Raw genomic sequence first — 14097 nt, 5'->3', positions numbered from 1 at the left:
TGCCGTCCCTCATCGGACCTTAAGAAACCCCGCCGTTGACCGAGAGTTCATAAATCTCTCCCTGTAGAGGTCTAGCTTCATACCTTTGGCTGCCGCCACTCTTGCGCTCGATGTGCCGCTGGGGCACAGGGGACCGAAGAGGCGGGCGGATGACACCGATCAGTCGAAGAGGATTCGTGGCGCTCGGCGCGGGTGCGGCAGCCGGAGCCGTGCTGCCCGCGGGGGCGGCACGGGCCGCCGGTCCGGCGGTCACGAGCACGGCGGCCGCCTCGGCGACCGGCACCATCAAAGACGTCAAGCACGTGGTGATCCTGATGCAGGAGAACCGCAGCTTCGACCACTACTTCGGCCGCCTCAAGGGCGTCCGGGGCTTCGGTGACCGCAGCGGCATCCTCCTCGCGGGCGGGCAGCCCGTCTTCAACCAGCCCAACGGCACCGGCCGCCAGTACCCGTGGAAGCTGAGCGCCACCCCGGCGGCGGGCGGCGCCGACGGCGAGACCCTCGCCCAGTGCGACGGCGACCTGCCGCACAGCTGGACCTCGCAGCACGCGGCCTGGAACAAGGGCCGCATGGACAGCTGGGTCTCCGGCGTCGGCAACGTCCGCTCGCTGGGCTACCTCGAACGCGGCGACATCCCGTTCCACTACGCGCTCGCCGACAACTACACCATCTGCGACGCCTACTTCAGCTCCACCCTCAGCGCGACCGGCCCCAACCGCACCTACCTGTGGAGCGGCAGGATCGACGGCACCAGCTACGACGGCGGCGACGAGTCGGGCCTGACCTGGGAGACGTACGCCGAGGCCCTCCAGCGGGCCGGGGTCAGCTGGAAGGTCTACCAGAACGCGAACGACAACTACGGCGACAACGGCCTGGCCTACTTCGCGAAGTTCGCCGCCGCGGGGCCCGGCGACCCGCTGCACGACCGCGGCATGGGCTCCGTCCCGGCCGTCAAGGGCTCCACGCCCGACGACATCGCCGCCGCCATCAAGGCGGACGCGCTGGGCGGGACGCTCCCCCAGGTCTCCTGGGTGGTCGCCAACCAGGCCTTCTCCGAGCACCCCTACGCCCCGCCCGGCGACGGCGCGCACTTCGTCGACCTCGTGTACCGCGCGCTCGCCGCGGCGCCCGACGTCTTCGACTCGACCGTCCTGTTCCTCAACTACGACGAGAACGACGGCTTCTTCGACCACGTGCCCCCGCCCTCGCCCCCCGCGGGGACGCCGGGCGAGTTCCTCGGCGGCGTCCCGTACGGACTCGGCTTCCGGGTGCCGATGCTGGTCATGTCGCCCTGGACACGCGGAGGTTGGGTTTCCTCCGAGGTCTTCGACCACACCTCCGTGCTGCGCTTCCTGGAGACGTGGACGGCGGCGCTCGGCACCCCGGCGGCCTGCCCGAACATCAGCGACTGGCGCCGCAAGGTCACCGGCGACCTGACGGGCGTCTTCGACTTCTCCTCGCCGGTGTACGGCATGCCCTCCGGGCTGCCCGCGACCTCGGTCATCGGCATCGGCACCTGCGGCCCGCTGCCCAACCCAGCGCCCCAGACCAACGCGCTGCCCGCGCAGGAGTCCGGCACCCGCCCGGCCCGCGCGCTGCCCTACCAGCCGAACGGCAACCTCGACCGGTTCGAGTTCCAGGCCGGCGGGCAGATCCTGGCCTGGTTCGGCATGGCCAACCAGGGCGCCCCCGCGACCAGTGCCGCGCACTTCTCCATCCACCCCAACGCCTACCGCGACACCACGCCCTGGCAGTACACGGTCGACCCGGGCGGCACCGCCGCCGACTTCTTCCAGATCGGTCCGGGCGCGGGCGCGGGCAAGTACGACTTCACCATGGTCGGCCCCAACCGCTTCCAGCGCCGCTTCATCGGCGACGCCACGAAGGCGGGCAAGTCCGTCGAGGTGGCGGCGCGCTACGCGGTCGAGTCCGGCACGGGCCAGTTGGCGGTGTGGTTCAAGATGACCAACTCCTCCACGGCGGCCGTCAAGTTCACCATCACCTCGAACCACTACCGCGGCGACGGCCCCTGGACGTACACGGTCCCGGCGGGCGGCTCGACCGAGGACTTCTTCAACGCGGTGGCGTACCAGAAGGGCTGGTACGACTTCACGATCACGGCCGACTGCGACGCGTCGTGGTCACGCCGGTACACCGGGCACCTGGAGACGGGCGCGACGTCAGTCAGCGGCTGACAGCGGTCAACCGCTGACCGTCACCGATGGACCGACAGATCCTGGAGGCCCAAGGCTTCCGCCGGCACGGGACGCGGGCGCGCTGTGGGCGGCCGCCGCTACAGCACGTCCCCGTCGCGCCAGTCGAAGGTCAACGGCGCGGTGGCGGGCGGGGCTTGGCCCCACACGTAGGTGGTGCCCTCCTCCTCGGGCAACCGCGCCACCCCGGCGGGCCCGAGCACCTCGATCCGCCCGTCCCACGGCCGCCAGCCGCGAGCCCGGTACAGCGGGGCGCCCGTGTCGCTCGCCGCCAGCGCGCCGAAGGCGTACGCACCCTCGATCACCCGCTCCAGGGACGCCATGACGAGGCCGCCGAGGCCGCGGCGCCGCAGGTCGGCGCGGACGGCGACGCCCTCCACGTACCCGATGCGGTACGAACGCCCGGCGTGCAGCACCCGCCGCATGACGACGCTGCCGTGCGCGACGAGCTCGCCGCCCCGGTGGACGAGGACGTGCATCCCGCCGAGCCCGTGGTCCCAGTCCTCGTCGCTGAAGTCCCCGTCGAAGGCGGCATCGAGAAGGACCCGGATCCCGGCCAGCTCGGCGGGGCCCAGCCCACTGGTGTGCACGGTGCGCTGCCTCACATCCATGCCCCCATCCTCCCAGGCACGTGCCTCGCGCCCTTCCTGGGGCCTTTCAAGTCAGGTACGGGTCAAGCCACTTGGAGCCGCGGGCGGCGCGGCGCGAGACTCGGGGCATGTCCTCACCCACTGAACAGCACTGGACCCCCGTGCACGGCGAGCCCTACCGGCCCGTCCCCTACCGGCCGGCCCGGATGGCGAGTGCCGAGACGCTGGCGCGGGCCGCCGAGTTGCGCGAGCGCATGGACGAGCGCCGTACCGTGCGGCGTTTCTCGCCCGACCCCGTACCCGAGCAGGCCGTCCGGGACGCGGTGGCCTGCGCCGCGACCGCGCCGTCCGGGGCGCACCAGCAGCCGTGGACGTTCGTCCTGGTCAAGGACGCGGACGTACGGCGCCGGATTCGCGAGGCGGCCGAGGAGGAGGAGCGGATCTCCTACGACGGGCGGCTCGGCGAGGAGTGGCTGGCGGCGCTGCGGCCGATCGGCACGGACGCGGTGAAGACGCACCTGACCGACGCACCCGTGCTGCTCGTGGTCTTCCAGCAGCGTTACTGGCTCGCCGAGGACGGCACCAAGCACAAGCACTACTACGTCGACGAGTCGGTGGGCATCGCGGTGGGCCTGCTGCTGTCCGCCCTCCACCAGAGCGGCCTCTCGGCGCTCGTGCACACCCCGAGCCCGATGCGCTTCCTGTCCGAGGTCCTCGAGCGGCCCGCGAACGAGAAGGCGTTCGCGGTGATCCCGGTCGGCTACCCCGCCGACGACTGCGAGGTCCCCGACCTGGTCCGCAAATCGCTCGACCAGGTCCTCGTCGAGGTCTGAGCCCGGGCTGCCCGGCACGCCCGGCACCATGGAAACCGCCCCCGTCCTCGGTTGGGGGACCAAGGACGGGGGCGGGGTTCGGGTGCGACTACAGGTCAGCCCATGTGGGGGTAGGTGTAGTCCGTCGGCGGGACCAGCGTCTCCTTGATGGCGCGGGTCAGCGTCCAGCGCATCAGGTTCTGCGGGGCGCCCGCCTTGTCGTTGGTGCCGGACGCGCGGCCGCCGCCGAAGGGCTGCTGGCCGACGACGGCGCCGGTCGACTTGTCGTTGATGTAGAAGTTGCCCGCGGCGTAGCGGAGCTTCTCCATCGTGTGGGCGGCCGCGGCGCGGTCGTTGGAGATGACGGCGCCGGTCAGCGCGTAGTCGGAGGCCGACTCCATCTGCTCCAGCATCGCGTCGTACTGGTCGTCCTCGTAGACGTGGATCGCGAGGATCGGGCCGAAGTACTCGGTCGTGAAGACCTCGTTCGCCGGGTCGGTGCACTCGATGACGGTCGGGCGGACGAAGTAGCCGACCGAGTCGTCGTAGGTGCCGCCCGCGACGATCGTGCAGGACGCGTCGGCCTTCGCACGGTCGATCGCGGCCTTGTTCTTGGCGAAGGAGCGCTCGTCGATGACCGCGCCGATGAAGTTCGACAGGTCGGTGACGTCACCCATGGAGATGCCCTCGACCTCGGCCGCGAACTCCTCCTTGAAGCCGTCGTTCCAGATGGAGGCCGGGATGTACGCACGCGAGGACGCGGAGCACTTCTGGCCCTGGAACTCGAAGGAGCCGCGGGTCAGCGCGGTCTTCAGGACGGCGCGGTCGGCGCTCGGGTGCGCGACCACGAAGTCCTTGCCGCCGGTCTCGCCGACCAGGCGCGGGTAGGTGCGGTACTTCTCGATGTTCGTGCCGACGGTCTTCCACAGGTGCTGGAAGGTCTTGGTCGAACCCGTGAAGTGGATGCCCGCCAGGTCGCGGTGGTTCAGGGCGACCTCGGAGACGGCCAGGCCGTCACCGGTGACCAGGTTGATGACGCCCTTGGGCAGCCCGGCCTCCTCCAGGAGCTGCATCAGCAGCACGGCGGCGTGCGTCTGGGTCGGGGACGGCTTCCACACCACGACGTTGCCCATCAGGGCCGGGGCGGTCGGCAGGTTGCCCGCGATGGCCGTGAAGTTGAACGGCGTGATCGCGTAGACGAAGCCCTCCAGCGGGCGGTGGTCCATGCGGTTCCACACGCCCGGAGAGTTCGCCGGGGGCTGCTCGGCGAGCAGGTTGCGGGCGTAGTGGACGTTGAAGCGCCAGAAGTCGACGAGCTCGCACGGGGTGTCGATCTCGGCCTGCTGGGCGGTCTTCGACTGGCCGAGCATCGTGGAGGCGGCCAGCGTCTCGCGCCAGGGGCCCGCGAGCAGCTCGGCGGCGCGCAGGATGATCGCGGCGCGGTCGTCGAAGGACATCGCGCGCCAGGCCGGGGCGGCGGCGAGCGCGGCGTCGATCGCGTCCTGGGCGTCCTGCTCGGTGGCGTTGGCGTAGGTGCCGATGACGGCGCGGTGGTTGTGCGGCTGCACGACGTCGAAGCGCTCGCCACCGCCCATCCGCTTCTCACCGTTGATGGTCATCGGCAGGTCGACGGGGTTCTCCGCCAGTTCCTTGAGCTTGGCTTCCAGACGGGCGCGCTCCGGGGAACCAGGGGCGTAGCCGTGCACCGGCTCGTTGACCGGGGCGGGGACCTGGGTCACAGCGTCCATGATTCCTTGACTCCTTTGTGAGGGGTGTTCGGTTGAACGGAGGCTCTGGGCCTGTCCGAAAATCTAGTTCTTGGTGATCATCGAGCGGAGGAAGAACAGCAGGTTGGCCGGCTTCTCCGCGAGGCGCCGCATGAAGTAGCCGTACCAGTCGGTGCCGTACGCGGTGTAGACGCGCATCCGGTGGCCCTCGGCGGCCAGCCGCAGGTGCTCCTCGCCGCGGATCCCGTACAGCATCTGGAACTCGTACTCGTCCAGCTTGCGCCCGGCGCGCCGCGCGAGCTCCTGCCCGATGGCTATCAGGCGCGGGTCGTGGGACCCGATCATCGGGTAGCCCTCGCCCTCCATCAGGATCTTGAGGATCCGGACGTACGCCTTGTCGATCTCGCTCTTGTCCTGGTACGCGACCTCGGCGGGCTCCTTGTAGGCGCCCTTCACGATACGCACCCGGCTGCCGTTCGCGGCGAGGCGGCGGGCGTCGGCCTCGGTGCGGAACAGGTAGGCCTGGATGACGCAGCCGGTCTGCGGGAAGTCCTTCCGCAGCTCCTCGTGGATGGCGAACATCGAGTCAAGAGTGGTGTGGTCCTCGGCGTCCAGGGTGACCGTGGTGCCGATCGCGGCGGCGGCCTCGACGACCGGGCGCACGTTGGCGAGGGCCAGCTCGTGGCCGCCCTCCAGCGCCTGGCCGAACATGGAGAGCTTCACCGACATCTCGGCCTTGGTGCCGTGGCCGAGCTCCTTGAGGCGCTCGATGAGCTCCAGGTAGGCGTCCCGGGCGTGGGCGGCCTGCTCGGGGGTGGTGATGTCCTCGCCCACCACGTCCAGGGTCAGCTCCAGGCCCTTGCCGACGGTCTCCTCGACGATCGGCACGATCTGGTCGACGGTCTCACCGGGGATGAACCGGTTCACCACGGGCTTGGTCACCGGGGCGGCCGAAACAATCTTGCGCATCTTGTCGCTGCGCGAAGCGGCGAGGATCACGGGACCCAGCACGGGGCACCTCCACGGAAAGAACTAGACGAGGGCCGTGACCGGGGCCGTGGGGACGATGGACGTCTTTCGGGCGAACCGGTAACGGCACGGAGAACCACCGTGAAACCTAAGGATCTCCCCGATCCTCTGCCATCGACAGCTGTCACGCATCCGTGGCCCAGATCTCATACACCTGTCTGAAGCGCCTCCCGGGATGAGCGAGAATGGCTGGCGTGAAGGGCGACTACCAGGATCTGGTCGATGAAATCTCGGCGCTGCTCGGCGCCCCGGCGACGCTGGAGAACCGCGACTTCGGGCTCATCGCCTTCGGCGCCCACGACTCCGACGACGACACGGCCATGGACCCGGTGCGCACCCGCTCGATCCTGACCCGCAAGTCGACGCCCGCCGTCCGGGCCTGGTTCGAGGGGTTCGGCATCACCCGCGCCACCGGCCCGGTCCGCATCCCGGCCGCGCCCGACGCGGGGGTCTTCCGCGGCCGGATCTGCCTCCCGGTACGCCACCGGGGCGTCGCCCTCGGATACGTCTGGCTGCTCGACGCCGAGCCCGGCCCGGCCGAGGACAAGCTCGCCGCGGCGATGGAGGTGGCCGCCAGGATCGGGGTGCTCCTCGCGGACGAGGCGCAGGCCGGCGCCGACCTCTCGCGCGAGTTCCGGGCGGCGCTGACCGCCGGGGGCGGCTGGCAGCGCGACACCGCGACGGCCGCGCTGCAAACGGCGCTCGGCCCGGACGCGGAGGGGCTGCACGCCCTGGTGTGCGTGGCCCCCTGGCCCGCGAAGGACGCCCCCTCGGCCCGTACGGTGCCGGGCGCGGCGGCGGTGTGCACGGTGCCCTGGGGCCCGGCGGACTCCGGCGCCGAGGGGCTCGCCGCCCTGGTGCGGCTGCGCTCGGCCGAGGCGCTCGCCCCGGCCAGCACTGCGGCGGAACGGCTGCGCGGGGACGCCGGGAGCGGTGCGGCCGCCGGGGTGGCGGTGGCCCGCCGCGGTCTCGGCGATCTCGCCCTCGCCCTGAGGGAGGCAACCGCCGCCGTGCGTGCGGCACTTGCCGAACCCCGGCTCGGCCCGGTCGCCCAGTGGTCGGACATCGGCCCGTACCGCCTGCTGACCGCCCTGCCGTCAGGCCTTGGTCAAGACCCGTGCGTACGGGCCCTGTTGACCCCGGCCCACACCGAACTCGCCCGCACCGCCGAGGTGTTCCTCGACCACGCGGGGCAGGCGGGCCGCGCGGCGGCGGCCCTCGGCGTCCACCGCCAGACGCTCTACTACCGGCTGTCCCGGGTCGAGCACCTCACCGGCCTCGACCTGGACCAGGGTGAGGACCGGCTGCTGCTGCACATGGCCCTGAAGGCCGCGCGCCTGTGACGGTCGACTCCCGGGTCAGTAGCGGGCTTTGACCGGCCAACCCCACACCCTTGAGACCCGCCGCCGCAGGGCCTTGTCCCGCTGCCCTGCCGACCCGGGCCGGGTCGCGGGGCCTTGGCCCTCAGCCCCGCTCCCCTTCGCCGTCCAGCCCCATGACGATCTTCAGGCCCTCCGTCAGGTCCTTCGCCGACGGCGCCGTTTCCGGGTCGACCATCCACTGGACCATCACTCCGGCCAGCAGCGCCTGGTAGAAGGTCCCGGCGAGCCGGGCCCGCTCCGGGTCGGCCTCCTCGTCGATGCCGAGGAAGCCCTCCGCGAGGCCCTTGCGCCCCTCCAGCTGCGGCCCCGCGAGCGCCTTCTGGAGCTCGGGGTCGCTGTCGATGCGGGAGACGATCTCCATCTGGAGCTTCCAGACCGGGCGGCTCTGTTCGTAGGAGTCGATGACCTGGGCCCAGCCCCGCTCGAAGCGTTCCAGCGGGGGCAGTTCCTCGCGCGCGCCGTCGCCCTGCCGGGCCTCGGCGACCGCATCCCCCCACTCCTCGGTCAGCTTCAGGAAGGCCAGGTTGAGCAGGGCCTCCTTGGAGCCGTAGTGGTAGCCGATGGAGGCCAGGTTGGTGCCGGACTCGGCGACGATGTCGCGCGCGGTGGTGCGGGCGTAGCCCTTCTCCAGCAGGCAGCGCTTGGCGCCTTCGAGCAGATCCTCACGGTGTCCCATGACAGCAGCGTACCCGGCATGCAGACATCCGTCTAAGACAAGCGTCTACGGATGTCCGCGGGCCGGGTACGGGAGCCGCGGGACCTCGGGGGCTCGGCCCCGGATCAGTCGGCCAGGTTCACCGAGCGGGCCGAGTTGGCGCCGATCTCCTCGGCCACCTCGGTCAGCACGTTCTGCGGGATGGTGTCGTCCACGGTCAGCACGGCGAGCGCCTCGCCGCCCTCCTCCGCGCGGGAGACCTGCATCCCGGCGATGTTGAGCCCGGCCTCGCCGAGCACCCGGCCCACCGCGCCGACCACGCCGGGGCGGTCCTCGTAGCGCAGCACGATCATGTGGTCCGCGAGCGCCAGGTCCACGTCGAACTCGCCGATCGCGACGACCTTCTGGAGGTGCTTGGGACCGGCCAGGGTGCCGGAGACCGAGACCTCCTCGCCGCCCGACAGGGTGCCGCGCACCGTCACCACGTTGCGGTGGTTGGGCGACTCGCTCGACGTGGTGAGGCGGACCTCGACGCCGCGCTCCTGCGCGAAGAGCGGCGCGTTGACGTAGGACACCGTCTCGTCCACCACGTCCTCGAACACGCCCTTGAGCGCGCTGAGTTCGAGCACCTTGACGTCGTGCTGGGTGAGCTCGCCGTACACCTCGACGTCGAGGCGGACCGCGACCTCGCCCGCGAGCGCGGTGAAGATCCGGCCCAGGCGCTCGGCGAGCGGCAGGCCCGGCTTGACGTCCTCGGCGATCACGCCGCCCTGGACGTTGACCGCGTCCGGCACCAGCTCGCCCGCGAGCGCGAGGCGTACGGACTTGGCGACGGCGATGCCCGCCTTCTCCTGGGCCTCGTCGGTGGACGCGCCCAGGTGCGGGGTGCAGACGACCTGGTCGAGCTCGAAGAGCGGGGAGTCCGTGCAGGGCTCCTTCGCGTACACGTCCAGACCGGCGCCCGCGACGCGGCCCTCCTTGAGGGCGGAGTACAGCGCGGCCTCGTCCACGATGCCGCCGCGCGCCGCGTTCACGATCCGCACGTGCGGCTGCACCTTGTGCAGCGCCTCGTCGCCGATCAGGCCGAGCGTCTCGGGGGTCTTGGGCAGGTGCACGGTGATGAAGTCGGAGACTTCGAGCAGCTCGTCGAGGGAGAGGAGCTTGACGCCCATCTGGGCGGCCCGGGCGGGCTGCACATAGGGGTCGTACGCGACGATCTTCATGCCGAAGGCCGACATGCGCTGCGCGACCAGGACACCGATGCGGCCGAGGCCGACGACGCCGAGGGTCTTCTCGCTGAGCTCGACGCCGGTGTACTTGTTCCGCTTCCACTCGCCGTTCTTGAGCGCGGTGTTGGCCTGCGGGATGTTGCGCGCGGTGGCGACCAGGAGGCCGCAGGCGAGCTCGGCGGCGGTGACGATGTTGGAGGTCGGGGCGTTCACGACCATCACGCCGGCCTTGGTGGCGGCCGACACGTCGACGTTGTCGAGGCCAACTCCCGCGCGGGCGACGACCTTCAGCTTCCTGGCGGCGGCGATGGCCTCGGCGTCGACCTTGGTGGCCGAGCGGATGAGGATCGCGTCGACGTCGGCGATGGCAGGCAGAAGTTCCGCGCGGTCGGCTCCGTTGCAGTGCCGGATCTCGAAGTCCGGCCCGAGGGCGTCGACGGTGGCGGGCGACAGCTCTTCAGCGATGAGTACGACGGGTTTGCGGGTGGTCGCAGTGCTCACGTGGGTCCTCACTGAATCCTTTGCGGACGGCCGTCCCGACGGCCGCAGGCGGTGGAGGGGGCTACCGCGTGGAAGACGCACGACGCTGTGGGCCTGACGCGTTGGTGTTGCCGAGCAGTCTAGTGCTGCTCCCCCGATGGTTTTCCGCCACGAAGGCAGGATCACCCGATGGGGGTTGGACGTGGTGTCCATGGTGGTGCGGGGGCCGGCGGGGCCGGTCACGAAGAGTGTGCCCGGCCCCGCTGCCACACGGCTTACGCCTCGTCGTTCTGCACCCAGCTCATGAGCTTGCGCAGCTCCTTGCCGGTGGTCTCCAGGAGGTGCTCGGAGTCCTGCGTCTTGTACTCGTTGTACTTCTTCAGGCCACCGTGGTACTCGTCCATCCAGTTCTTGGCGAACGTGCCGTCCTGGATCTCCGCGAGGACCTTCTTCATCTCGGCCTTGGTGTCGGCGGTGATGATGCGCGGACCGGTGACGTAGTCGCCCCACTCCGCGGTCTCCGAGATCGACCAGCGCATCTTCTCCAGACCGCCCTCGTACATGAGGTCCACGATCAGCTTCAGCTCGTGCAGGCACTCGAAGTAGGCGATCTCCGGCTGGTAGCCGGCCTCGGTCAGCGTCTCGAAGCCCGCCTTGACCAGCGCCGCGGTACCACCGCACAGCACGGCCTGCTCACCGAACAGGTCGGTCTCGGTCTCCTCGGTGAACGTCGTCTTGATGACGCCCGCCCGGGTGCCGCCGATGCCCTTGGCGTACGAGAGCGCCAGCGCCAGGCCGTTGCCCTGCGGGTCCTGCTCGACGGCCACGATGCACGGAACGCCGCGGCCCTCCTCGTACTGGCGGCGCACCAGGTGACCGGGGCCCTTGGGCGCGACCATCGCGACGGTCACGTTGGCCGGGGGCTTGATGAAGCCGAAGCGGATGTTCAGGCCGTGGCCGAAGAACAGCGCGTCGCCGTCCTTCAGGTTGTCCTTGATGGACTCCTCGTAGACCTGGGCCTGGATCGGGTCCGGGACCAGGATCATGATGACGTCGGCCTCGGCCGCGGCCTCGGACGGCGTCACCACGCGCAGGCCCTGCTCCTCGGCCTTCGCCTTGGACTTGGAGCCCTCGTGCAGACCGACGCGGACGTCGACACCCGAGTCACGGAGCGACAGCGCGTGGGCGTGGCCCTGGCTGCCGTAACCGATCACCGCGACCTTGCGGCCCTGGATGATGGACAGGTCGGCATCGTCGTCGTAGAACAGCTCGGCCACTGGGATATCTCCTTGGTGTGCTGGTGTTGCGTCCACCGTATCGGTGGGGGTGAGTGAGGAATGGGTGAGTCTCGCGATACGGGCGGGTCAGGCCCGTGTCGCCGGGGCTCAGGCGCTGCGGTCCAGGGCGCGCAGCGATCGGTCCGTGATGGACCGGGCGCCGCGCCCTATGGCGATCGTGCCGGACTGGACGAGTTCCTTGATGCCGAACTGCTCCAGCATCTTCAGCATGGCCTCCAGCTTGTCGGCGCCGCCGGTGGCCTCGATGGTCACGGCCTCGGGCGAGACGTCCACGGTCTTGGCGCGGAACAGCTGGACGATCTCGACGATCTGGGAGCGCGTTTCGTTGTCGGCACGCACCTTCACCAGGACGAGCTCGCGCTGGATCGCAGCGCCGGGCTCGAGTTCGACGATCTTCAGGACGTTGACGAGCTTGTTGAGCTGCTTGGTCACCTGCTCCAGGGGCAGGTCCTCGACATTGACCACGATGGTGATGCGGGAGATGTCGGGGTGCTCGGTGACACCGACCGCGAGCGAGTCGATGTTGAAGCCGCGGCGGGAGAACAGGGCGGCGATCCGGGCGAGGATGCCGGGGGTGTTCTCGACCAGGACCGAGAGCGTGTGCTTGGTGGACATGAGCCTCTTACCTCTTCCTACAGCTCTCAGTCGTCTTCGTTGTCGCCGAAGTCGGGGCGGACGCCGCGGGCGGCCATGACCTCGTCGTTGGAGGTGCCGGCGGCGACCATCGGCCACACCTGCGCGTCCTCGTGGACGATGAAGTCGATCACGACCGGGCGGTCGTTGATCGAGTTCGCCTCCTCGATGACCTTGTCCAGGTCCTCGGGACGCTCACAGCGGATCGCGTAGCAGCCCATCGCCTCGGACAGCTTGACGAAGTCGGGGACCCGGGTGCCGCCGCTCGGCTTGCCCTCGGTGGCGACGCCGTCCTCCGGACCGGAGTGCAGCACCGTGTTGGAGTAGCGCTGGTTGTAGAACAGGGTCTGCCACTGGCGGACCATCCCGAGCGCGCCGTTGTTGATGATGGCGACCTTGATGGGGATGTTGTTCAGCGCGCAGGTGGTCAGTTCCTGGTTGGTCATCTGGAAGCAGCCGTCGCCGTCGATCGCCCAGACCATCCGGTCCGGCTGGCCGGCCTTGGCGCCCATCGCGGCCGGGACCGCGTAGCCCATGGTCCCGGCGCCGCCCGAGTTCAGCCAGGTGGCGGGCAGTTCGTAGTTCACGAAGTGCGCGGCCCACATCTGGTGCTGGCCGACCCCGGCCGCGTAGATGGTGTCCGCGTCCGCCAGCTCACCGATGCGCTGGATGACGCGCTGCGGCGAGAGCGTGCCGTCGTTCGGCTCGTCGTAGCCCAGCGGGTACGTCTCGCGCCACCGGTTGAGGTCCTTCCACCAGGCGCTGTAGTCGCCCTTGTGGCCCTCGGAGTACTCGGCCTGGACTGCCTGGACCAGGTCGGCGATGACCTCGCGGGCGTCGCCCACGATCGGGACGTCGACCTCGCGGTTCTTGCCGATCTCGGCCGGGTCGATGTCCGCGTGGATGACCTTGGCGAACGGCGCGAAGCTGTCCAGCTTGCCGGTGACGCGGTCGTCGAAGCGGGTGCCGAGCGCGATGAGCAGGTCCGACTTCTGCAGAGCGGTGACGGCGGTGACCGCACCGTGCATGCCAGGCATTCCCACGTGCAGCGGGTGGCTGTCGGGGAAGGCGCCGAGCGCCATCAGGGTGGTGGTGACGGGCGCTCCGGTGAGCTCCGCGAGGACCTTCAGCTCGGCGGTCGCGCCGGCCTTCAGGACGCCGCCGCCGACGTACAGGACCGGGCGCTTGGCCGCCACGATCAGCTTGGCGGCCTCGCGGATCTGCTTGGCGTGCGGCTTGGTGACCGGCCGGTAGCCCGGCAGGTCGGTCTGGGGCGGCCAGGCGAAGGTGGTCTGCGCCTGGAGGGCGTCCTTGGCGATGTCGACCAGGACCGGGCCCGGACGGCCGGTCGAGGCGATGTGGAACGCCTCGGCGATGGTCCGCGGGATGTCCTCGGCCTTGGTGACCAGGAAGTTGTGCTTGGTGATCGGCATCGTGATGCCGACGATGTCCGCCTCCTGGAAGGCGTCCGTGCCGATCGCCTTGGACGAGACCTGACCGGTGATCGCGACCAGCGGCACCGAGTCCATGTGCGCGTCGGCGATCGGTGTCACCAGGTTGGTGGCGCCCGGCCCCGACGTCGCCATGCACACGCCGACCTTGCCGGTGGCCTGGGCGTACCCGGTGGCCGCGTGGCCCGCGCCCTGCTCGTGCCGCACCAGCACGTGACGCACCCGGGTCGAGTCCATCATCGGGTCGTATGCCGGCAGGATGGCGCCGCCCGGAATCCCGAACACGACCTCCGCCCCGACTTCCTCGAGCGAACGGATGAGGGACTTCGCGCCCGTGACGTGCTCAACGGTCGCGGACTGGTGTCCGCCGTTACGGGGCCGCGGCTGCGGATGGTGGGCCCCGGTGGCCTGCTCGGTCATCGGCATTCTCTTCTCGAAGCTGAGGGTTTTTGCGGGGGTTTGGTCGAGATCGCTGTGGTGCTTGAGGGGTGCCAGTGCAACAAAAAACCCCTCGTGCCGTGAGGCAAGCGAGGGGAGCGCGTCGGGTGCGGTCTGCGGAGCCTGCATGGGGCTCCGCTTCAGCCGACGCGCTTTCCAA

Annotated in this window: 11 protein-coding genes; 3 read left to right on the top strand and 8 right to left on the bottom strand. The window is 70.2% G+C overall.

Going from position 1 to position 14097, the window contains the following annotated elements; all coding sequences use genetic code 11:
* Positions 1 to 149: 149 nt before the first annotated feature.
* On the top strand, positions 150 to 2195 hold the full coding sequence (locus tag AC07F3_RS25890) for a phosphocholine-specific phospholipase C (RefSeq protein ID WP_479116822.1): 2046 nt from the start codon (positions 150 to 152) through the stop codon (positions 2193 to 2195).
* A gap of 98 nt (positions 2196 to 2293) precedes the next feature.
* Here the strand turns inward: AC07F3_RS25890 and AC07F3_RS25885 are convergent, their stop codons facing one another.
* Positions 2294 to 2824 (bottom strand): GNAT family N-acetyltransferase, encoded by a 531-nt coding sequence (locus tag AC07F3_RS25885; protein WP_479116821.1) that lies wholly within the window; start codon positions 2822 to 2824, stop codon positions 2294 to 2296.
* A gap of 107 nt (positions 2825 to 2931) precedes the next feature.
* Between AC07F3_RS25885 and AC07F3_RS25880 the strand changes: the two genes are divergently transcribed.
* On the top strand, positions 2932 to 3636 hold the full coding sequence (locus AC07F3_RS25880) for a nitroreductase family protein (protein ID WP_479116820.1): 705 nt from the start codon (positions 2932 to 2934) through the stop codon (positions 3634 to 3636).
* 95 nt (positions 3637 to 3731) lie between these two features.
* Here AC07F3_RS25880 and pruA read toward each other — a convergent pair whose 3' ends face one another.
* Together pruA and AC07F3_RS25870 are read right to left on the bottom strand one after the other, a co-directional pair.
* Positions 3732 to 5363, bottom strand: coding sequence for an L-glutamate gamma-semialdehyde dehydrogenase (gene pruA / locus AC07F3_RS25875; protein WP_479116819.1), 1632 nt, complete (start codon positions 5361 to 5363; stop codon positions 3732 to 3734).
* A 63-nt stretch (positions 5364 to 5426) separates the two neighbouring features.
* Positions 5427 to 6353 (bottom strand): proline dehydrogenase family protein, encoded by a 927-nt coding sequence (locus AC07F3_RS25870; RefSeq protein WP_479116818.1) that lies wholly within the window; start codon positions 6351 to 6353, stop codon positions 5427 to 5429.
* Between the two features lie 203 nt (positions 6354 to 6556).
* Here AC07F3_RS25870 and AC07F3_RS25865 point away from each other — a divergent pair, with 203 nt between their 5' ends.
* Positions 6557 to 7714, top strand: a complete 1158-nt coding sequence (locus AC07F3_RS25865) for a PucR family transcriptional regulator (RefSeq protein ID WP_479116817.1) — start codon at positions 6557 to 6559, stop codon at positions 7712 to 7714.
* 121 nt (positions 7715 to 7835) lie between these two features.
* Here AC07F3_RS25865 and AC07F3_RS25860 read toward each other — a convergent pair whose 3' ends face one another.
* The 5 genes from AC07F3_RS25860 to AC07F3_RS25840 all read right to left on the bottom strand — a co-directional run bounded on the left by AC07F3_RS25860 (position 7836) and on the right by AC07F3_RS25840 (position 13925).
* Positions 7836 to 8429: a TetR/AcrR family transcriptional regulator gene (locus AC07F3_RS25860; protein WP_479116816.1), complete on the bottom strand. Its 594-nt coding sequence runs from the start codon at positions 8427 to 8429 to the stop codon at positions 7836 to 7838.
* Positions 8430 to 8533: 104 nt separating this feature from the next.
* Entirely contained in the window at positions 8534 to 10138 is a 1605-nt protein-coding gene (serA, locus tag AC07F3_RS25855; protein WP_479116815.1) for a phosphoglycerate dehydrogenase, read from the bottom strand.
* 254 nt (positions 10139 to 10392) lie between these two features.
* Positions 10393 to 11394, bottom strand: a complete 1002-nt coding sequence (ilvC, locus tag AC07F3_RS25850; RefSeq protein WP_100577585.1) for a ketol-acid reductoisomerase — start codon at positions 11392 to 11394, stop codon at positions 10393 to 10395.
* A gap of 108 nt (positions 11395 to 11502) precedes the next feature.
* Positions 11503 to 12030 carry an acetolactate synthase small subunit gene (gene ilvN / locus AC07F3_RS25845; RefSeq protein WP_053726090.1) on the bottom strand — a complete coding sequence of 176 codons (528 nt, stop codon included), beginning with the start codon at positions 12028 to 12030 and terminating at the stop codon, positions 11503 to 11505.
* Between the two features lie 26 nt (positions 12031 to 12056).
* Positions 12057 to 13925 carry an acetolactate synthase large subunit gene (locus tag AC07F3_RS25840; RefSeq protein WP_479116814.1) on the bottom strand — a complete coding sequence of 623 codons (1869 nt, stop codon included), beginning with the start codon at positions 13923 to 13925 and terminating at the stop codon, positions 12057 to 12059.
* Between the last annotated feature and the right edge of the window lie 172 nt (positions 13926 to 14097).

It is taken from the genome of Streptomyces sp. NPDC045846, assembly GCF_056431605.1.
The sequence above is the reverse complement of the archived record's forward strand: the minus strand, read 5'-3'. Positions and strand labels throughout refer to the sequence as shown.